The organism is Sphingomonas lacusdianchii (genome assembly GCF_022664395.1).
Lineage (GTDB): Bacteria > Pseudomonadota > Alphaproteobacteria > Sphingomonadales > Sphingomonadaceae > Sphingomonas > Sphingomonas lacusdianchii.
Genome location: NZ_JAKRET010000011.1, coordinates 23,390 through 41,056 on the forward strand (window position 1 = coordinate 23,390; position 17,667 = coordinate 41,056).

General features: G+C 64.4%; 20 protein-coding genes. 1 reads left to right on the forward strand and 19 read right to left on the reverse strand.

All coding sequences use genetic code 11. The features are described 5' to 3' along the window. Position 1: 1 nt before the first annotated feature. The 19 genes from MF607_RS14720 to MF607_RS14810 form a co-directional block, all read right to left on the reverse strand. Positions 2-1,384 (reverse strand): conjugal transfer protein TraH, encoded by a 1,383-nt coding sequence (locus tag MF607_RS14720; RefSeq protein ID WP_242120404.1) that lies wholly within the window; start codon positions 1,382-1,384, stop codon positions 2-4. 92 nt (positions 1,385-1,476) lie between these two features. Continuing rightward, positions 1,477-2,391: a conjugal transfer protein TraF gene (locus MF607_RS14725; protein WP_242120144.1), complete on the reverse strand. Its 915-nt coding sequence runs from the start codon at positions 2,389-2,391 to the stop codon at positions 1,477-1,479. After that, positions 2,372-2,722, reverse strand: coding sequence for a hypothetical protein (locus tag MF607_RS14730; RefSeq protein WP_066708155.1), 351 nt, complete (start codon positions 2,720-2,722; stop codon positions 2,372-2,374). Before MF607_RS14730 ends, MF607_RS14725 begins: the two co-directional genes overlap by 20 nt. 34 nt (positions 2,723-2,756) lie before the next feature. Then, a complete protein-coding gene (locus MF607_RS14735; RefSeq protein WP_242120146.1) occupies positions 2,757-4,550 on the reverse strand; it encodes a conjugal transfer protein TraN in 1,794 nt (597 codons plus the stop codon). After that, the gene (trbC, locus tag MF607_RS14740; RefSeq protein WP_242120148.1) at positions 4,551-5,294 is read right to left on the reverse strand and encodes a type-F conjugative transfer system pilin assembly protein TrbC; all 744 of its coding nucleotides are present in this window, start codon (positions 5,292-5,294) and stop codon (positions 4,551-4,553) included. 12 nt (positions 5,295-5,306) lie between these two features. Beyond that, the gene (gene traU, locus MF607_RS14745; protein ID WP_310103679.1) at positions 5,307-6,323 is read right to left on the reverse strand and encodes a conjugal transfer pilus assembly protein TraU; all 1,017 of its coding nucleotides are present in this window, start codon (positions 6,321-6,323) and stop codon (positions 5,307-5,309) included. Beyond that, the gene (locus MF607_RS14750) at positions 6,320-6,598 is read right to left on the reverse strand and encodes a hypothetical protein (RefSeq protein ID WP_066773532.1); all 279 of its coding nucleotides are present in this window, start codon (positions 6,596-6,598) and stop codon (positions 6,320-6,322) included. Before MF607_RS14750 ends, traU begins: the two co-directional genes overlap by 4 nt. Further along, the gene (gene traW, locus MF607_RS14755; RefSeq protein ID WP_066773540.1) at positions 6,598-7,236 is read right to left on the reverse strand and encodes a type-F conjugative transfer system protein TraW; all 639 of its coding nucleotides are present in this window, start codon (positions 7,234-7,236) and stop codon (positions 6,598-6,600) included. Before traW ends, MF607_RS14750 begins: the two co-directional genes overlap by 1 nt. Continuing rightward, the gene (locus MF607_RS14760; protein WP_431311957.1) at positions 7,233-7,784 is read right to left on the reverse strand and encodes a S26 family signal peptidase; all 552 of its coding nucleotides are present in this window, start codon (positions 7,782-7,784) and stop codon (positions 7,233-7,235) included. The genes traW and MF607_RS14760 overlap by 4 nt, the downstream gene beginning before the upstream one ends. Further along, positions 7,765-8,466, reverse strand: a complete 702-nt coding sequence (locus MF607_RS14765) for a TrbI F-type domain-containing protein (protein WP_242120152.1) — start codon at positions 8,464-8,466, stop codon at positions 7,765-7,767. The genes MF607_RS14760 and MF607_RS14765 overlap by 20 nt, the downstream gene beginning before the upstream one ends. Further along, positions 8,463-8,822 carry a hypothetical protein gene (locus tag MF607_RS14770; RefSeq protein WP_242120408.1) on the reverse strand — a complete coding sequence of 120 codons (360 nt, stop codon included), beginning with the start codon at positions 8,820-8,822 and terminating at the stop codon, positions 8,463-8,465. Before MF607_RS14770 ends, MF607_RS14765 begins: the two co-directional genes overlap by 4 nt. 5 nt (positions 8,823-8,827) lie before the next feature. Then, positions 8,828-11,407 carry a type IV secretion system protein TraC gene (gene traC, locus MF607_RS14775; RefSeq protein ID WP_242120154.1) on the reverse strand — a complete coding sequence of 860 codons (2,580 nt, stop codon included), beginning with the start codon at positions 11,405-11,407 and terminating at the stop codon, positions 8,828-8,830. Next, positions 11,404-12,426, reverse strand: coding sequence for a conjugal transfer protein TraV (locus MF607_RS14780; RefSeq protein WP_242120156.1), 1,023 nt, complete (start codon positions 12,424-12,426; stop codon positions 11,404-11,406). The genes traC and MF607_RS14780 overlap by 4 nt, the downstream gene beginning before the upstream one ends. Beyond that, positions 12,423-13,295 (reverse strand): DsbC family protein, encoded by an 873-nt coding sequence (locus MF607_RS14785; protein WP_198356636.1) that lies wholly within the window; start codon positions 13,293-13,295, stop codon positions 12,423-12,425. Before MF607_RS14785 ends, MF607_RS14780 begins: the two co-directional genes overlap by 4 nt. Continuing rightward, a complete protein-coding gene (locus tag MF607_RS14790) occupies positions 13,282-14,625 on the reverse strand; it encodes a TraB/VirB10 family protein (protein WP_242120158.1) in 1,344 nt (447 codons plus the stop codon). The genes MF607_RS14785 and MF607_RS14790 overlap by 14 nt, the downstream gene beginning before the upstream one ends. Positions 14,626-14,628: 3 nt before the next feature. Further along, positions 14,629-15,384 (reverse strand): type-F conjugative transfer system secretin TraK, encoded by a 756-nt coding sequence (locus MF607_RS14795; RefSeq protein WP_242120410.1) that lies wholly within the window; start codon positions 15,382-15,384, stop codon positions 14,629-14,631. A 59-nt stretch (positions 15,385-15,443) separates the two neighbouring features. Further along, positions 15,444-16,016, reverse strand: coding sequence for a type IV conjugative transfer system protein TraE (locus tag MF607_RS14800; RefSeq protein ID WP_242120160.1), 573 nt, complete (start codon positions 16,014-16,016; stop codon positions 15,444-15,446). Position 16,017: 1 nt separating this feature from the next. Further along, complete coding sequence (gene traL / locus MF607_RS14805; protein WP_198356595.1) at positions 16,018-16,308, reverse strand: type IV conjugative transfer system protein TraL; 291 nt, start codon at positions 16,306-16,308, stop codon at positions 16,018-16,020. A 59-nt stretch (positions 16,309-16,367) separates the two neighbouring features. Next, the gene (locus tag MF607_RS14810; RefSeq protein ID WP_066708110.1) at positions 16,368-16,688 is read right to left on the reverse strand and encodes a TrbC/VirB2 family protein; all 321 of its coding nucleotides are present in this window, start codon (positions 16,686-16,688) and stop codon (positions 16,368-16,370) included. 419 nt (positions 16,689-17,107) lie between these two features. Here MF607_RS14810 and MF607_RS14815 point away from each other — a divergent pair, with 419 nt between their 5' ends. After that, positions 17,108-17,569, forward strand: a complete 462-nt coding sequence (locus tag MF607_RS14815) for a hypothetical protein (protein ID WP_066773308.1) — start codon at positions 17,108-17,110, stop codon at positions 17,567-17,569. Positions 17,570-17,667: the final 98 nt, after the last annotated feature.

A 17,667-nucleotide genomic window follows, 5' to 3' on the forward strand; every position in this document is an offset into this window, starting at 1 on the left:
CTTAGTTGAGGCCCTGCGCGCTCAGCCCGCGCGAGAAATTGAGCGAAGCGGCCATCGCCGGCGACATGCTGTTCTGCAGGGTCGATTCCAGCATCACGGATTTGTTGATGAGGAAGATCGTCTGATTAAGCTTGTCGTTCAGCTTGAAGTCGCGCTGCGAGTAGCGGTCACGTGCCGACGCCAGCTGCTCGCGCCATGCCTTGCTGACGTCGACGTCACCCGACTGGACCTGGACCGATGACTGGCTGATCCGATCGAGCATGTTGTCGATCATCGCCGAGAGCATGTTCACAGCGACGATCTCGGCAAGAGCGTTGGTCTCACCGGGATTGAAGCTCTGGTGTGCCATCGCTTGGACCGCGAGCATTTTGTAGAGCGGAATCGTCGTCATGTTGAGGAGCTGCTGCTCCCCGACGTCAAGCGCGCTGTCGGTGCGGATCTTTGAGTTGATCGAGTCGATCATGCCCTTGATCTTCGTGCGAAGCCCGGTCGCGATCTGAAGCGGCTGTTCGGAGACCTTGAGGCACTTCAGCTGCTCGTCGCACTTCAGAAACTTGACTGGTTGCCCGCCCGTGCCCGTACCATCGAGAAGGGCGGTGACGACCGCCTCCTCGGCAGGCCCATGAAAGACCACGGCCGGGCCGCCGTCATCGCCACCCTTCGGATTGACGATGATCGTGCCGACGAGGGTCATCAGGTATTCCGAGAACGCCTGATCGAAGGTGCCGAACTTGTTCGATTTCTGGATCGCGTCCCAGGTGTAGTTGCGCGGCGTGCCGGCCGCATTCTCCGCCACCTTGGGATCGGTGTTGGCGTCGATCGTCGACTCCTGCTTATTCCCCGGTCCGCACTCCTGACGGGATCGCGCCCAGTCGGAGAAGATGCCCTGACTGTTGCCGATTGCCGCGCAGACATTCGACCGCGCCCCGGCCATCTTCGGCCACAAGCCACCCACCAGGCCCTGCGCCGCCTCGCACGACGAGATGTTCATCTGGTTCATCTGCTGTGCCTTGTTGGCCATGCCATCCATGACCTTGCCGATTTCCGGCGAGACGCTGTCGATCGCGAGCTGGAAGGCGAAACCGAGCGCATTGTTGGCGGTCGCCTTCAGCATGGCGACCATCTCGGCGCCGTTGATAAACGAGAAGGAGCCCGTGAAGATATCGATGCCGCCACACCCCGCGCGAACGCTCGGCATCTGCAGGTTTAGCGGCTGCACGCTCTTTTGCGGGAAGCGGGTCCAGACATTGCCCATCGAATAATATCCAGCACTCTGGCCCTGATAGGCGCTCGGTCCGGTGACGTTGGCCGCGCCCCCCGCGTCCTGGAAGAAGCTGTTCATCTGCCCAGCGACGTCGGCGCGCGCGATGTCGACCGGGATCATGCTCGCCGCCCCAAGGCACGCGACGACCGCGGCGGAACGCCGCAGGAAGACGCGGAAGGAAGAGGGGCGACGGTTGGGGGCGGGCGTGTTCATCAGAAATCCTGACCCGGCTTGGTGTTGGTGAGCATGAAGATCCGCTCCATGATCTCGTCGGCCGACATGACGCCGAACCCGATGGGCACGGTCTTGCGGGTCACGGTGTCGAAGAGGACGAGAGCCGGCGTGGCCAGCGGCACGCCCATGCGCTCGCGCTGGCCGCTGTCGACCACGTAATTGGGGAAGGTCCGGCTCGGACCGCCATCGGTGGAGACGGCCATCACGGTCATGCGATGACTGTCGGCGACCGAGCGGAGGATCGGAGAGAAGACCTCGCACGCGGCGCAGCTCTGCGCGAAGAAGTAGAACATGCCGTACCGCTGGCCGATACGAGACAGCGCCTGATCGCGCGTTGCGCTGCGATTATCGGTCCAGGCGCGCTTGCCGACGGTCGAGACCGGTCGCTGCAGCGTGTAGTCGATGTCGGGGTTCTGCCAAAGCGCGCGCTGCCAGGTGTCGGAGAAGGTGGAGGCCCGATCCAGCTGCTCGCGCTGATAGCGCACATAGGCGATAACGTTGGCCTCGGTCGGCTCGAGGATGGCGCGGTTCTTCAGCTCGTTGAGCTGTTTGGAGATCGCCTTCATCCGGTCCGTCGCCGAGGCTTGAGCCTGCTGGGCAGCTTGCGGGGCCTTGGGCGGGGTCTTCGGACGCTCGCAGTAGAACCACTGTCCGAGGCGGCGCTGGCCGCAGTAGAAATCGTCACCCTGAGCAGGCGTATCGACGCTTGCCTCGAGGACTTCCGGCTGCGCCTGGTCCTCGTTGCCTGCATCGTCACCCGCATCGGCCATGGCGGCCGATTGGAGATCGAGCGACTGCGCCCCCGCCGGCGCCGCGACCGGCGCGGCAGCTGCGAGGAGCATGAGAAGCGTGGCGGCGACGCGGCCGCGGCGGTTATCCCTGATCGTCATCATCGTCGTGCTCCCCGTCGAGCTCAATCATTGCGAGTTGAAGGACGTGCATCATCCGCGCGACGTCGAGCATCTTGGTGCCCTGATCGAGCATGCGGACGATCCCACGGAGGTGGCTGCGGCCGTGCTTGCGGCCCTTGATCGTGGCGCGCATCCCGCTGTCGCGGCGCACCAGCCAACCGGCGTCGACCATCCGAGGAAACGATCGCTCGATCTCTCGCGGGTCGATCTGACAGTCGAACCAGTGCCCGACCGTCTGTGCGACCTCGCCGGCTGACGTGCCGCGCCCGGAGCGGTGGATCCGCAGGAAGATGGCGAGGTCGAGCACCGACATATCGACGGCGCATGGTCCCCCCGGACCTTCCACATCATTTGCCCCCGTGAAGGTCATAATACCCCTGAATTTTCTGCTGGATGTCGGTCATGACACTGACCTCGTCGGGCAATTTTGCGGCGTCCATGAACTCGGCATAGACCTCCGAAAAATCCATTTTCGACAGGTCGAGGCGCTGAAACTCCTCGATGGTGAAGCCCTTGCAGGTCTCGTCCTTGGGCTTGCCCCACGGCTTGTTGATCTGCTGGCGGCCCTGCTCCTGCAGGATGCGGGATAGCTTGCTGCCGAAGCAGCAATAGGCGTCCTTCGACGTGACGCAGATGCCGAGAACCTTGTCCGAACAATAGGACCCGACCTTGTGGCACAGCCCCTTGTCGTCCTTCTCGTCGAGTTGCTTCTCGGCCGAGCTGCACAGCCAGGGCGTCAGCAACGGCACACCCTTGCCCGAACAGCAATTGGACGCGCCAAAAATCTTCTTGTTGCAGGTCCCGCGCTCGCCGGAAAAGACCGTCAGGTTGTTCGGATCGAACTGCTTGCCGGCGTCGCCGATCGAGTGAAGCGCGACGAGCGCGTCCTTGAACTCGGTCGAGGCTTCGCGCTCGATCTGCTCGCAGTTGCCGTTGAGGCAGTAGACGTCGTTGCCGCAGACATACTGCTTGTCGGTCGACGCCGGGTCATCCGGCAGCGGGCAGCTATAGACGCGCTGCGATACCTTGCAGGCCCCCGACTGGGGATCGTCGAGACATTCGTCGCGCAGGAATTTGCACTGCTTGTTGTCGTCCAGCGAGCCGCAGTCGCTCGCCGGTTCGAGCCGCTGGCAGGTAAAGGTGCGCGACCAGGCCCAGCAGCTCTGCGTCACTGGCACGCCTTCAATCGTGCGTGTTTCAGGGCCCTCGGTGCACACCTCGGCCGCCTGCGGCGTGCAGCTGGTGTCTGCGGCAAGCGACGGGCAGGTGCCCTCGTTGCGGGTGACGGACACGCTGACTTCGCCTTCCTTCTTCAGGTAGACCGTGCCGGTGCGAAAATTCTGGTGGCTACCCGTGTCACTGGCGGGAAGCTCGCTCGAACAGGAATAGAGCTGCGCCGTGCCGCTCAGCTTGCCCTTACAGAATTTGCGATAGTCCTCGACGTTGGTGCCGCCTGCGCCGAGGTCGATCTGCGCGTCGCAGATGTGCTTCGACACCGGCTCGGTACGGCAGACGCCGGCCGCGGTCCGAGCCTGCATGACGCTATTGCGGGCAAAGCCGTAGCCCTCGTTCTTGTCGAGAACGCCATAGTAGAAATAGCGGGCGGTGTTGACGACGTGCGGGACCATATTGCCGCGGCAGATCTCGTTGGCCTGCGTGACCTTCGAGCCCTTGTTGCACGTCGCTTCGTAATAGCCCTTCGAGCCCACCGATGGGGGAAGCGCGGTGCAGGTGCCTTGGCTTCCGCCAATGTCCTGCCCGCCGAGATAGGTCTCGGGATCCTTCTCGATCGCGGTGCCCCGCGAGGTCGCAGCGATGATTTCGGCATTGCTGAAGCTCGGCCGCGTGCCGCCCGTGTCGGTAACGGTGCCATAGGCGTCGCTCGTCGGCGCGGCGACCTTCCCATCCATCGTCAGCTTGTCGGGATCGTCGAAATAGCCCTTCTCTGGCAGATCGGTGCCGCCATAGCCGGGAAGCTCCTGCAGCTTCAGCTCATTCGGGCCGAGGGTATCATCGGCGCGCATCGCCTTGCCCATGGCATTGCCCTGCTGACGCGCCTCTTCGATCGTCGTCTGCGCGATGACGCCGCTGGCGCCACCCACGAGGATTGCGAGAAACAGGGAGGCGGCGACCCGCTTCATTTAGCTGGCCTTCGCCATGTTGCGCAGCGCGACCGAGGCAACACCAGCACCCGGTCCGCGCGCCGACACGAAGGTATCGAGCACATAGCGGACCGAGACGTTACCCGTGATGCGATCGTGCGCGGGCACCGCGGTGCGACAGTTAAGGCCGGAGCACAGGTCGAAGTCGGATGACACGGCCACGTAGGTCGGCACGGCCTGGATGTCGAACGCGCGGAAGAGGCGGGGATCGATGCCGACGTTCGAGAGCTGGTCCTTCTCGGTCACAACCTTGCTCAAGGCCTCGCTGAACGCCTTCATCGAATTACCGGGAAAGCCGCGAAAGACGACCACCCCACCGGCCTTCGCTGTGTCGGCGATCAGCTGACGAAGCGCCGGCACCGGCATCGACAAGCTGGCGAACGCGATGAACTGGGGCGCGTCGCCGCGCCCCGTCGACGAGACGTTCTGGCTGGCACCCTTGATGATTTCATCAAAATCGAAAGCACCGTCGCCGTTCACTGGCAGGTCGGCTTTCGCCAGCTCGACGAGGTTTCCGGTGGCCTTGGTCTGCACGGCGACGGCCTCTTCGCGGAACGCTTCACCACGATTGCGAACGTGATCGGCGAACGTCTCTGCATCGCCCTGCATGGCCGCCGAGCGGCGCTTGATGGCGTCGAGATCCAGACCGTCGACGGTCTGAGCGATTGCCTGGATCCCGCCGATTGTGGCGACCAGAGCGAGGACGATGGTGAAGCGACGCATGTCAGTGGTTCCTCACAGGACGCAGCAGTTGCGCTTGCGCCAGACGAGGTAGCCCATGTCCTCGCCCTTTACGGGGAAGGCCCGGCCAGCCTGCGGGGGCATGGTCGAGGCACCGAGAGGCGAGCAGGCATACTTGCCGCTGACGGTCGGAATCGGGTTGGTCATCTGGACGCGGTATTGCTGCTTGCGCAGCACCGGCATCGGGTACTTGTTGCAGAGGCCCTTCGAGCCCATCGTGCCCCACGCGAGGCCCTCGCGGTGGATCTTGAAGGCGAAGCGCGCAAGCGCCAGGCGCGATGCCTGAACGTGGCCGATGGAGGCAGCGATGTTGCCGTTGACGGGGTACATCGGTCCCTGACAGCCAGCACACCAGAAGGTCGCATCGAGAGGTAGCTTGGCGGTCGCTGCGATGCAGTCACCGGCACACGCGGCCTGCGCGATCGGTGAGGAGAAGAGCACCGCCTCAGGATTGATGAGCGCGGTAAGAGAGTCGTCCTGCCAGAGCGGATCGACCTCGGTCATATAGGCGATGTCGAAGGACGATTGCTCGAAACAGGCGAAGTCTGCGAGGATCTCCATCCAGTAGAGCAGCGGATATACGTACCAGTGGACATGCCACTTTGACGTGTTCTGTCCGTTACCACCTTTCTGCGACGGCCCCGACAAATTGCCCTGTCCGATGTCGAAGCCGGGCGAGATCTTGGTCCCGCCGAGGTTCACGAAACACCATGGCTTCGTCGACACGTCGGCGAGACGCACCGGCTCCCAGAAGCCGGCCGAAATACCGATGCGCGGGACCGGTGATCCGCAGGCGCAGACGGGCAAGCTGGGGTTGTCTGTATCGGGACGATTGCTCGGCCAGATCTTGAGGCCACCCACCGAAAGCGGGAACAGGCACGACCAGCACACATCCGTGATCGGGTTCACGAACTTGCCGGTGCACTTCGACTGCGCCTCCGCGCGCGGGCTCAACACCGCCGACAGGGCGAACGCGAAGAGCGCGAGGGTGAGGAGGCGCAGGCCTTTCACGCGGCCTCCTCCGGCGAAGTGGCGGCGTCGAGGTAGGCGTTGTCCGCGCGGTTCTTCCGAAAAACGTAAAGCGCCGTGTGAAGGGCCGTCGTCGCGAGGACGGCCGCCACCACGAAGGACGCGGGGCGACCAAAGAGCTTCACAAGCGGAGAGATGGCGAGGACGCCAACCGCAGATGCCACGCACAGGAACTGAAAGGTGCGGCGCATACCGCGCAGCTCGGCCGTTTCCGGCGCTGCCATCGGCGTCTTCAGGAGATCGAGCCACAGAGGCATCAGCTGTTTCCCTTCAGCTTGATTTCGGAAAGCTTCATGACGCGGCCGTCCTGCACGGCGACGGCGGGTGTGTGCCGGATGCCGAGCTTGCCCGTCAGGCGACCTTCCTGATCGAAGTAGAAGCGGCGTTGCCGCGCCGTCATCTCCTCGAGGGGGGAGCCACTGACGAGGATGATCTTGGCCTTGAGGTCGCTGTATTGGGCAGTCGCCCACGCCATCTCGGCCTTGTTGTCACCGTCGACGAACACCAGCGCCTGGGTGACGGCCGTGAAATCGAGCGGGTTCACGGTCTGACCACGCCGGGCGATGTAGTTGCCCTTCTGATCCTGAACGTCGCGCTCGATCGTGATCGTCGGGTCATAGGCCCAGGTCCGCGCTTCGGTCGCGGGAGTGATACCGGCGACGGGTTTCGGACGCCGCACGCGGGCCTCCGCCCTGCGAGCGAAGGCCGCATTCATGCGATCGATGTCGCCGTTCGCCTGCAGCCGCTGGAGCTTTGCCTCGATCGTGGCGAGCAGATCCGGCTCCACGATCGGGAATGTCTGCCCGACGATGCCATGGTCGCTCGCGCGGGTCGCCGAGCTCAGCGAAACAGAGAGGAGGGCGACGATCGCGACGGACTCCAGCGCCCGCTTCACAGGATCGGCTTTCCGACGCCGACGATCTTGTTTGCGCACGCGAAGCCGATCGCCGCATACCGGCTGTCGAAGCCATCCTTGTGCGGGCTACCGACGAAATAGCAGTCACGCGGAATGATGCCGGTCGGGCCGGGCACAAGTCGTTCGCCGAACTTTGTCAGCGGTTTCATGTGCGCGACGAGCTTACCGGCGACGATTACGTCAGCGCCGCGATGCTCAACCAGGTCGCCCGGCATGCCATAGACGATCTTGCCGAACATCTGCTTCTTTGCACCGAAGTGCCGAACGACGAGCGGCGCGGCAGGAGGCACGAAGAAGACGTATTCACCGCGCGCCGGCGCCGCAGTTTTGTGGATCACGAAGGCCCAATTCGGCAGCGACTCTGACGAGTTGATGAGCAGGGCGTGCGTGTCGCGCCATTCCGCGAGTGCATTGAGCGACGCGCCACCAGCGATGAAAAGGCCGAGCGCCGCCCAAAGCCGTTTCCTCGGCCGAAAGCGCTCAGTCGGCGCCGGTGCGCTGACCGCGTTACTGGCCACTGGGACCACCAAAGGTCGAGACGCTGGCGCCAGCAGCGCTAAGGTCGGGGGCCGGGGCGGGGACCGCTTGAGCCGTGTCCATCCCTACCGCGCCGAAGGGCGATGGGGCGGGAGCACCAGTCGGCATTTGCGTGACTTCAGGCGCAACGGCGACGGGGGCAGCAACGGGAGCAGTCGGAGCCTGTCCACGCATCATGGCACCCATCTGAGCGGGAGAGGCGGGCTGCGGCACGCGGATGCCGGCCGAATAGACGGCCTTGGCGACCTCTCCGGTGATGTCGGGGACGCTCTTCGACAGGACCGCCTCGCCGACGAGGACGACCTGCCCTGCGGCGCCACGTCGCTGAAGCTCGGTATCAAGCGCCGCCATGAAGGTCCGCATCTGCGCCTGCACCTGCTCGGGTGGCGTGGCACTGCGGGCCTGCGCCTGCACGTATTCGCCGACGATGCGCGATAGGTCCGCCTTCACGATGTGCTGCGGCTTCTCGGCCATGACGGCCTTGCTGATCCACATGGCCCAAATCAGGGCGAGGAGGAGAGCCGCACCGGTGAGGAGCTGCGGCATCGTATAGCCGGCGAATACGGCCCGCCGCGTCACCGCGCGCCCCGATGCACGAACCGGCGTGGTCTCGAGGCCGGGCGACAGGCCAAGGCCATCGTCGTTGCGGTCAATACTCGATGCTTCGGTCATGCTTGGCGCTCCCGGGCGGCAGGCTCGCGCGGCAGGATGGCGTGCCGGCGGAAGAAGATGAGGGCGGTCGAGAGGATTAGGTGAGCGATACCCACCGTGATCTTGAACTGATCGACGCGATCAGATCCGGCCGCCAGATAGCGACTGGTCATGTTCTGGAGGTGGTGCATCATCCCATCGAGCGACAGGCCGCCCAGGACGAGGAAGAAGAGCACGAAGAGCCCCCACGTCATGAGCAACGTAGTGGCGAGAAAGCCCGCCATGTGCAGCCCGAAGTAGAGCAGGAAGCCATAGTCGACCCGTCCGGTCCTCTTGGGCGCGGCGAGCGGGAGAAGGGGGTTTGCGTGCGTTGCCATGACGGTCACTCCGCGGCGATCGGGAGCGCGTCGTCGCCGGCGTCGCTCCACTTTTCAGGGTTTTCGGGATAGGCGACGCGCTCGATCGCCTCTTCCATCGTCAGACCGTGATCGAGCAGATCGTGGATCGCCGCGAAGGTGCGCGGTGAGGACGAGAAGACGGTCGCGGAATAGGGGTCGAGCACGAGGCGACCGACCGCCATCGACTCCGGCCCCTTGATGAGCACGTCGGAATATTCGACGCCGTTGCGCTTCAGCGAGCGCATCAGCGCATCCGTGTAATCGTCCATCTCGAAGCGGTCGTGCTTCTTGAAATCAGCGATCGTCTCGGCCTTCTGCTGCAGCACGACGAACCAGTCGCTGTTCTCGAGCGCAGCCTTGGAGCCATCCGACTTGTAATAGTCGTTGATGCTTTGCGTGGCGGTGACGAGCGAGGCACCGTACTTGCGGCAGGTACGCGCATAGGCCTCGATGAAGTCGGCCATGGAGCCGCCCTTCAGCATCTGCCACGCCTCGTCGAGGAGGAGCGCCTTGGGCACGGAGCGATCCTCGCGGCGCATTGCCTGGCTCGCCATGAACATGATCGCGGTGAGCGCGACCGAGCGCAGCTCCTCGCGCGACGACAGGTCCGACAGCTCGAAGACGGTCAGGTTCGCCTTCAGCTGGAACGACACGTCGCCGGTGAAGAAGCGGCCATAGGTGCCCGCGCTCGAGAACGGGCGCATGGCGATCCCGAGGTCGGTCGCAACCGGATTACCCGTCTCCTCCAGGGCAGCGATCACGTCATCGATGCAACCGCTACGTCCCCTCGCCGCCCAGACCTTGTTGATGGCACCGTCGATCAGGCCACGCTCGGTGTCGTTGAGCTTGTCGATGTGCCGCGCCATCTGGTTCACGATGCTTTTCAGCATCGCAAAGCAGTCCATGAGATAGTCCTCGTCCTGCCCGGCAAGCTCCGGATCGATCATCGCGAATGGGTTGATGCAGAAGCCGGACGCCATGGTGAACTCGACGAAGGCGCCGCCCTGCAGCTTGGCCGAGTGCTCGAACGAGCGACCGTCGTCGATCACGACGACCTTCGCGCCGGCACCAACCATCGAGGCGCACAGCTCCTGCAGAGCGACCGACTTGCCCGAGCCCGACTTGCCGCACACCGCGACATTGTGATTGCCGGCGGTGTTCTCGAACGGCGACCAGAAGAACGGCTGTCCACGCCGGCCAACCAGCATGAGGTGCGGTTGGAGGCCGCCCAAATACTCGCCCTGCAGCGGCATGAGGCTTGCTGCGGTGGTGGTCAGCACCGTCCGCATGCGCTTCATGTTCTTGAGGTCGAACGACAGCCCGTTCGCCATAGTCATCGGCATGGCAGCGAGCAGGCCCTGGATCTGCAGATAGCGATCGTCGAGCAGGTCCCAGCCTGCGGCGCGGTACACCGACTTCAGTGTCCGCTCGTTCGAGTCACCCTTGCCCTTCGGGCTGAACGAGGTGACCGAGAAGAAGGCCTGCACGAGCTTGCGGCCCTGGCGCAGCTCGTCCTTGACGAACTTCCACTCGGCCGACTGATCCTTCAGCTGCGGCAGCATGCGCGCCGACTTGGAGTCCGCGAGGCTCGTGGTCCGCATGAACTTGCGACCGGCGCGCTGCCCCTCCGCCTCCGCATCCGGAAAGTCGAGACACAGGTTGGTCGAGACCGGGCAGGGCATGCGCAGCTTGTCGGCGAACATGTCGCCGATGAGCTTGGCCATGTCCCACGGCGCCCAGCGCTGCGGCAGGTTGCGCACCGAGAAGGAGCGCACGTCGAACGTGTCAGGATAGATCTCGCCGATCTCGGGTGCATTATCGACCGTCTTGCCGGTCGGGCGGAATCGTTCGGTCCGCAGCAGAATACGATCGGGTTCGATCTTCATCTCGAGGTCGTGACGCACCGCCTGATCGGCGATGGGATCGAACGGATTGTAGGTGATCGTGTCGTCACCCGGTGCCGTCGTCGGTGAGGTCAGGTCATCGATCCAGGTGATGAGCGCCTTGGGATCCATGGCGCGCGAATGGACGCCGATGGACTCCAGCGCGGACGCGAGGCCCTCCATCACGGAGACGATCTCCTCGTTGGACACGCGGCTCGATTCCGGCGTCGAATAGGAGATGGCGAGCCGGTGATTGCGCATGTGGAAGGGCGCTGCGGACGACAGCGAGTTCCACACGCCACCGAGCAGATACTCGGTACGGTGCTTGGCCATGCGCTCATAGACGCCGGCCGCCGAATAGCGCGGCAGATACCACTTGGAGAGCAACTCGCTAATGCGCGGGCTCATCCAGCCATGAACCTGCAGCGCGCCCGGCGTCGGAATGCCCTCAGAGAGGAATTGCGCGAGCATCTCATGGCTCTGCTCGGTCGCGCCGAGCATCGGCGTGCACTCGAGGACGAACCCGCGGGTCGCGCTATTGTAGAAGATCTTCGTCTTTGGGTCGAAGCTGCGATACGGCAGCCAGTGAACGAAGCGCGGCACCGCGGTGTCGGGCCGTCCGCCCTCGGGCTTGGCATTATCGCCAAGGATCATCGCCAGCAGGCCGCTTAGGAAGCTCATTGATCCACTCCGGGGAATGAGGGAGCGCGCAGCACCGGTACGACGCCGTTGGCCTTGGCGGCTTCGCGCGCGTCAGGCTCGACGCGACCGAGCCCCGCACGGATTGCCGGGTTTGCCGCGACCGATGCGATCGCGGTCCGACCCGCCTGGGTTGCATGAAGCGGGACGGTGACGGCCGACGTTGCCGTTGGCGTCGTCGCGACAGGGCGAACAGACGCGGAAGGGGAAGGGGCGGGGGTTTTGGCGGGGCCGACAGGCTGTGTCGTCGCCGTTCGCGCCTGAGGCGGGGCGGCAGGAGCCACGGGTGCAGTCTGGACGGCTACCCCTGTCGGCGCAGAGCGGAACGTGGGCCGGGTGGCCACCGGCACGCGTCTCGGATTGCGCGCGAGCTGGCGAGCGACCTGGTCCTTAATGTCACCAACAGGATCGGCCTGCACGCGCGCAGCGGCAACCGCAGCCGCGCTCGGCATGTCGGGATCAAAGGCGGGATCCGCGGACGCGGTGACGGGGGGGTCGGCCCGATCGACCGCGGCGAGGAGAGTATCGCCGCCCGTCGCCGATGCTACCTCGGAGGGCGTGGTCGCAACCGCGTTCGCAGCGAGAGCCTGCTGCCACTCGCCACGCTCAACCACGGCATGAATGGCGGTCTGCTCGCGAAGGCGACCCGCCGCGTCGATCTGCGCGGGGAATACGATGCGCAGCACCCGCTCTTGGCTACGCGCCGGCGCGGCTGATGCGGCCTGGAAGCCGCCACTTACCGAGCGCGCGGCGATACTCTGAGGGCCGCGACCGTCGCTTGCGGGCACGCTGTAGGGACCAGCCGGCGTAATCATGCGATCGCCGTCCTCGCCGGCGATCATCGCCAATGCGCGATCATCGATCGTCGAACTCGGGGCGCAGATGCCATCCGGGGCGACGCACGAGAAGTTGCCCTTGATGTTGCCACCCATCGTCGTGCAGCTGGCAAGGCCAGTGCCCGCGAGGATGAGACCAAGCGCTCCGATTTTGGTAGGGTTCACGACCGTCCTCCCGCGATGAAGGCGGCGAGCGCCTCCTTGGGCCGGTAGCCCTCGATCATCGCACCGTCGGCGCGGACGATGACGGGCGTGCCGGAGAGACCATGGGCGCGCGCGAACTTCTCGTTGGCGTCGAGGCCCGACGTGTCGCAGGTGCCGGCATTGCGCAGCGGCTCACCGGCGTAGGCCTGATGCAGGGCCTCCTCGCGGTTCTTGGCGCAATAGACCTGATTGGCGAGGTCGCGGCTGCCCAGGACCGAGATGGGGCGCTCGATCACGCGGACGTTCATCGTGCGGAGCGTGTTGGAGAGCGCGCGGCAATAGCCGCAGCGGAAATCGCTGAACACGGTGACCGTTTTGCCCGAAGGCTTGCCCCAGACGATCGCGCCGGTCGCCGGCAGGCTCGTGAGCGAGAGGTGCTGCGGTGCCGCAGGTGCGGCGGGCTGGGAACCGGCGCCGCGCGTTAGCGGCGCTTCGTCGCTACTGGCGGCGTTGTTGGCCTTGGCCGCCCCACCGATGAGCGTGTCGGGATTAATCTCGAGGAGCCGGGTGGCGGTCAGGTCCTGCCGCGTCTCCATGTCGTAGACGCGGCCGATCATGAGGTAGCGGCCCGAACGATCGACATAGAAGAGGTTGCTGCCGGCCGTCACCTCACAGAGGCCGTCGACCACGCCGCAGTCGACCTTGGATACGTCGGTCCGCGGCAGCCGCGCCTTGAGGAGTGCGGCGACCTTCTGGTTGGACGGCGACATGATGCCGAGATCCGCCGCAGCGCCAGCGGCACCGATGCCGACGACAGCCGCGCAACCCGCGATGGTGGCGATGAAGCGAGGACGAAGACGCCAGAAGGCGATGTAATCAATTGCGGACATACACACCCTCCAGGAAGACGATCTCGACGTCGACACCCGTCGGCATCTCGATGACGGGCTGGTACTGCTCGGCGCGCTCGATCAGGTACTTGGAGACCATGTCGCCTGCCTCGCCGATGCCGTTGCCGACGCCGCCCTGCGCGATGTCGCCGAGCCCGAGCTGCTGGCGCTTGCCGTTGGCGAGCACGACGTTGCCGGGCTGCAGCGCGATGTTGGTGTTGGCCGCGAAGCCGCGCCCGATCCCGCCGACGAGGCCGGCGATGAAGGCTTGGCTCACCAGCGATCCTTCGCGGCTGACGACGCGCCCGCGCACGCCGGTCTTGCCGCCGAACGCGATGAAACCCTTCACCTCGGACTCCGCATAGCGGCCGCCCGGCTGCGGGCAGGTCATCTTCTGCAGCTTGATATAGACCTTCTCGCTCGACAGCTCGCCGCGTGCGGCGCCGTTGATGAGGCAGCCCTGGATCTTGGTGGTGAGGAGCTTGCCGTTCTGCAGCACCGAGCGCGCTGGCCCGGTGATGCGCAGCACGACCGGCAGCGGATCCGTCTGGCTATTGACGCCCGCCGCGGCGTCGACGCCGACGATGACCTTGGCGGTCGCGAAGCTGTTCGCGGGCAGGTAGTTGGGGCTGTCGGTATAGACCGTGCTGCCTTTGGCGATCTTGGACGCGGTGCCGCGGTCGGTCGAGTTGAACGAGACCATCTTCACCTCGCTCAGGCGAGGCGCGGATAGGTCTGGTCCGGCAGGCGGCGCGCCGGCGCCGCGGCCGTACACCGCGGCACTGCCCGGGCCGTACATCGCCTGCGGACCGGCCGGGACAGGCGGTGGGGCGGCCGTGCGCTCGTTCACCTGCCTGCGCAGCTGCTCGTTTTCGGCCTGATAGGCTGAGACGACACGCTGGCCGTCCGACGACATCGACTGGTTTTGCGCCTTCAACGCGTCGATTTGCTGCGAAAGCTGCGCCACACGGGCGTTGGTGCCGTCGACGCTCTTCAGCTGGTTCTCGGCCGACTGGAAGCGGTTCTCCGACAGGGCCATCCACTCCTGCTCGGAGAGCGTCCTGTTCGCCATGTCGCCGACCGACACCTTCACCTGCTCGGGCTTATCGGGATCGATCTTGCGGGCGTTATCGGACCCCCCGAAGATCCAGAACGACGAGGCGACGAGGCCGACCGCGCCGACGCTCGCGAGAAGCATGCGCTGCTTCTTCTTGGTCTCGGTGTTGCCGTCGAGCTCGGAGGCGATCGGCGAGACGCCGTCCGTCTCCGGGGCGGCCTCGGGGCCGTCGAGCGGCTTACGCGACCGCGAGAAGATGTCCTTGATGGCCATGGCTTAGTTTCCGTTCCGCGAGACGAGGTAGGCGGTCGTGACCCGACCCGGTGCGAGCTTGGGCTCGGCGATCGACACGGCGAGGGCGCTCGCGGGCGCGACCTGTGCCTCGGTCAGGACCTTCTCCTGCGTGCCCTTGTTCTCGATCCGCAGAACGCGACCCGTCAGTGCCTCGCCGCGATATTCCGAGATCATCTGGACCTTGAGGTCGCCGACGTAGACCGGCTTCAAGGAGCGCTGCCGCAGCTCATAGCCGTCGACCGACTTGTTCGCGTACATCGCCTGTACCAGCGACACTGCCGCGTCTTCGGGGGTCGACGCAGCGGCGACCTTGGTCGGCGCCGCTTCGGCCGCGTCGGCCTTGGCGATCGCGGGGTTCGACAGGAACACCTGCACCGCCTGGTCGCCCGCGATCCGGCAGGCGAACTTGTAGACGTAGCCGCGCTTGGACGTACCGAAGAAGGACAGAGTCTGGCGGTTGAAGCCCTCGGGCACCGACAGGTAGATGTCGCCGCGCACCGGCTCGTTCACGACCGAGAAGTCGTCCGAGGGGTTGCCCGTGTTGATCTTCGAGACACCGGCAAACTCGTCGCCGACGAGGCTGATGCGCGTCAAATCTTTGGCAGACGCCGTGCACGACACTTGCGCACCGTCCGCTACCATCAACGTCTGATCGCTCGCCGCGAACGCGGGAGCGGCAAAGAAGAAGACGGCGAGCGCGATCAGTGCCGCGCCAGCGATGCGGCTGAGCCAGCACATCGTGCGCGAGGCGAGCACAGTGCCGAGTGCAGCGCTGCCGAAAGCATAAATTGTGGCGGTCACAGCGACCCTCCCAGGCGGCCCTTCGGCTGCGCCATGCTGAATCCGACCAGCTTCAGGCTCATGCCCGAATACTCCCAGTCGTAGATGAAGGTGCGCGGCTCGCTCGACACGATCTTCTGACCGACCACCGTGCTGAGCTTGCCGGTCACGGTCGACTGCAGATGCTTGGCGTCGATCTCCATGCCCTCGAGCGTGAAGAACTGGCTCATGCTCGAATTGCGCTGCTCGTTGACGATCTTCAGCAGGTCCGCCTTGATCGTGCCCTGCGCTCTCGGGGAGACGATCGCGAGGACCGACTTCATCCAATAGTCGAGGCTGCCCGGCGACCGGTTGAGCGTCAGCACCGCGGTGTCGCGGGTGACGAGCTCGAGATATTCGCGCGACACACCGCTGCTAGAGACCGTCACTGGCGATCCGAGGACCGGCTGCAGGACGATCTCACGACTGCGGGTCGCGGACATGAGGAGGAGGAGTGCGACGGCGCCTGCCAGCACAAGGGCAGCGATGCCGAGGAGATTGCGCTGGCGAAGGACACGCTGGCTCTGCGCGTGCTGGTAGGAAAAATCCATGTCAGCCCACCATCAGTCGGAGATAGGAAGGTGGCGTGGCCCTGAGCGACGGAAAGCCGCCGGGGAGGTGCCAGTACGCCAGGTGAATCAGCCAGGAAGTCGCCCGTCCCGCCTTAGCTCGACGAAGAGCCCACCACCCCAGGACGGCAAACCCGATCCCGATGACGATGTGTTGGGACAGAATCCCCCAGGTGAAGGGGATGACCATCGCTAGGAACTCGTCCAACGTCCAAAAACCAATCAGCTCTGGATCATCCAAGTGCGATGGGATCACGTACTTATCGGCTGACATCACGCCACCTTCAGTGACGACGCCGGCGGAGCTGCTATCTCCGCCGGTGTCGGATCGAATTAGATGGTGGCGGTGACGGTCGACGTGACGATCGGAACGCCGGTGCCGGCGCCGACGCCCACACCGACCGGGATCGCGACCTGGCCGAGCGAGAAGCGGCCCGAGGCCAGACCGACGACACCGCCGGCCAGCGACAGCACGGTGATGATCTTGCCGCCCGAACCCTCGAGGAAGCCGGTGAAAGCGTTCAGCGCGGTATCGAACGTGCCGTCGGCACCCGCGAAGGCGGGCGAGGCCATCACGGCCGCAGCGGCTGCGACGCCGAGGGTGGCCAGTGCGGCCGTCTCGACGCGACGGCCCATCTTGAGCATGGTCTTCATGACGAAAGGTCTCCTTTGATTGAGCGCATTTCAGCGCGCCCAACCAAAGGCTCGACCGGGAAAAAAATTCGCGCAATCGGCGGATTTAGGAACTGGTAAGGTTGCCGTAAGTTTTTTCTGCGATTGCGACGAAATGAGCTTCGCCAGCTCACCAAACAGGCTCTTGTCCCGCGCTTCGGGACGACTTGTCCGCCCCCACGAACATCTGTCCGCGTTTACGACCGCCTGTCCGTAATAGCGGACAGCCGTCCGTATTGGCGGACAGGCGTCCGTGTGCGAGGACAGCGGCGCGAGGGCCTTAATCCCGCGATGCGACTCCGCTCTTTGATTGTGTTACACAACGCGGACTCGATGGTGCTAAAACGCCGCGGAGACGGTATTTTTCAGGGTGTGCTATCAAGGTGAGGACTTCTTCTAAGATGACGGCGGGTGAACGCGCCTTCGATCTAAAGATCTCGGAAACATTCTTTCGGCTCGTAACCGAAAGCATCCGGCTTTTTTCGAACAAGAAGAAGAGACTTCTTTCGATCAATGACGTGGTCAACGATCGATCTTCCTCGGCCGCCCAAATCAAGGATACCTACCGACCAGGCTCTCTGAAGGAGCATCTGCGGATCATCCCAACCGATGGCGATGTCGGCCTATCACTGACGATCCTCGAAAGCAGCGCTGAGGCGATCGACGGTTCGATCCCAGACCTTCAAGAGGTTATCGGATCATCGGTGAGTTTTGCGTCCGCCGTTTCACTGGTCCTCTTCGACTTCATCGTTGAAGAGAACACGACAGAGGTGATTAACAAGCTGGGGCTGGACGTCGAGGACGCTCAGGCCTTTCGTGCTGCGGCAAAAAGAACCGAAACGAACGTGATTCCAATCAGGTAGCACCTCGGAAACATGAAATTAACGTTAACGGCAGGGTTGCCATTCTGTCATTTTCGGGCGTACCTGAGTCGAAGCTAGCGGGTGGGGAGTGCCCTGAG

Excerpts from the sequence above, each read along its gene's own strand:
- trbC (WP_242120148.1), bottom strand. The coding sequence starts at position 5,294 with ATGCGTCGCTTCACCATCGTCCTCGCTCTGGTCGCCACAATCGGCGGG.
- MF607_RS14815 (WP_066773308.1), top strand. The coding sequence starts at position 17,108 with ATGACGGCGGGTGAACGCGCCTTCGATCTAAAGATCTCGGAAACATTC.
- traC (WP_242120154.1), bottom strand. The coding sequence starts at position 11,407 with ATGAGCTTCCTAAGCGGCCTGCTGGCGATGATCCTTGGCGATAATGCC.
- MF607_RS14720 (WP_242120404.1), bottom strand. The coding sequence starts at position 1,384 with ATGATCCCGGTCGACATCGCGCGCGCCGACGTCGCTGGGCAGATGAAC.
- MF607_RS14800 (WP_242120160.1), bottom strand. The coding sequence starts at position 16,016 with ATGGATTTTTCCTACCAGCACGCGCAGAGCCAGCGTGTCCTTCGCCAG.
- MF607_RS14750 (WP_066773532.1), bottom strand. The coding sequence starts at position 6,598 with ATGCCTCTGTGGCTCGATCTCCTGAAGACGCCGATGGCAGCGCCGGAA.
- MF607_RS14785 (WP_198356636.1), bottom strand. The coding sequence starts at position 13,295 with ATGTCCGCAATTGATTACATCGCCTTCTGGCGTCTTCGTCCTCGCTTC.
- MF607_RS14790 (WP_242120158.1), bottom strand. The coding sequence starts at position 14,625 with ATGGCCATCAAGGACATCTTCTCGCGGTCGCGTAAGCCGCTCGACGGC.
- MF607_RS14810 (WP_066708110.1), bottom strand. The coding sequence starts at position 16,688 with ATGAAGACCATGCTCAAGATGGGCCGTCGCGTCGAGACGGCCGCACTG.
- MF607_RS14795 (WP_242120410.1), bottom strand. The coding sequence starts at position 15,384 with ATGTGCTGGCTCAGCCGCATCGCTGGCGCGGCACTGATCGCGCTCGCC.
- MF607_RS14730 (WP_066708155.1), bottom strand. The coding sequence starts at position 2,722 with ATGTCGGTGCTCGACCTCGCCATCTTCCTGCGGATCCACCGCTCCGGG.
- MF607_RS14725 (WP_242120144.1), bottom strand. The coding sequence starts at position 2,391 with ATGATGACGATCAGGGATAACCGCCGCGGCCGCGTCGCCGCCACGCTT.
- MF607_RS14735 (WP_242120146.1), bottom strand. The coding sequence starts at position 4,550 with ATGAAGCGGGTCGCCGCCTCCCTGTTTCTCGCAATCCTCGTGGGTGGC.
- traL (WP_198356595.1), bottom strand. The coding sequence starts at position 16,308 with ATGTCAGCCGATAAGTACGTGATCCCATCGCACTTGGATGATCCAGAG.
- MF607_RS14770 (WP_242120408.1), bottom strand. The coding sequence starts at position 8,822 with ATGGCAACGCACGCAAACCCCCTTCTCCCGCTCGCCGCGCCCAAGAGG.
- MF607_RS14765 (WP_242120152.1), bottom strand. The coding sequence starts at position 8,466 with ATGACCGAAGCATCGAGTATTGACCGCAACGACGATGGCCTTGGCCTG.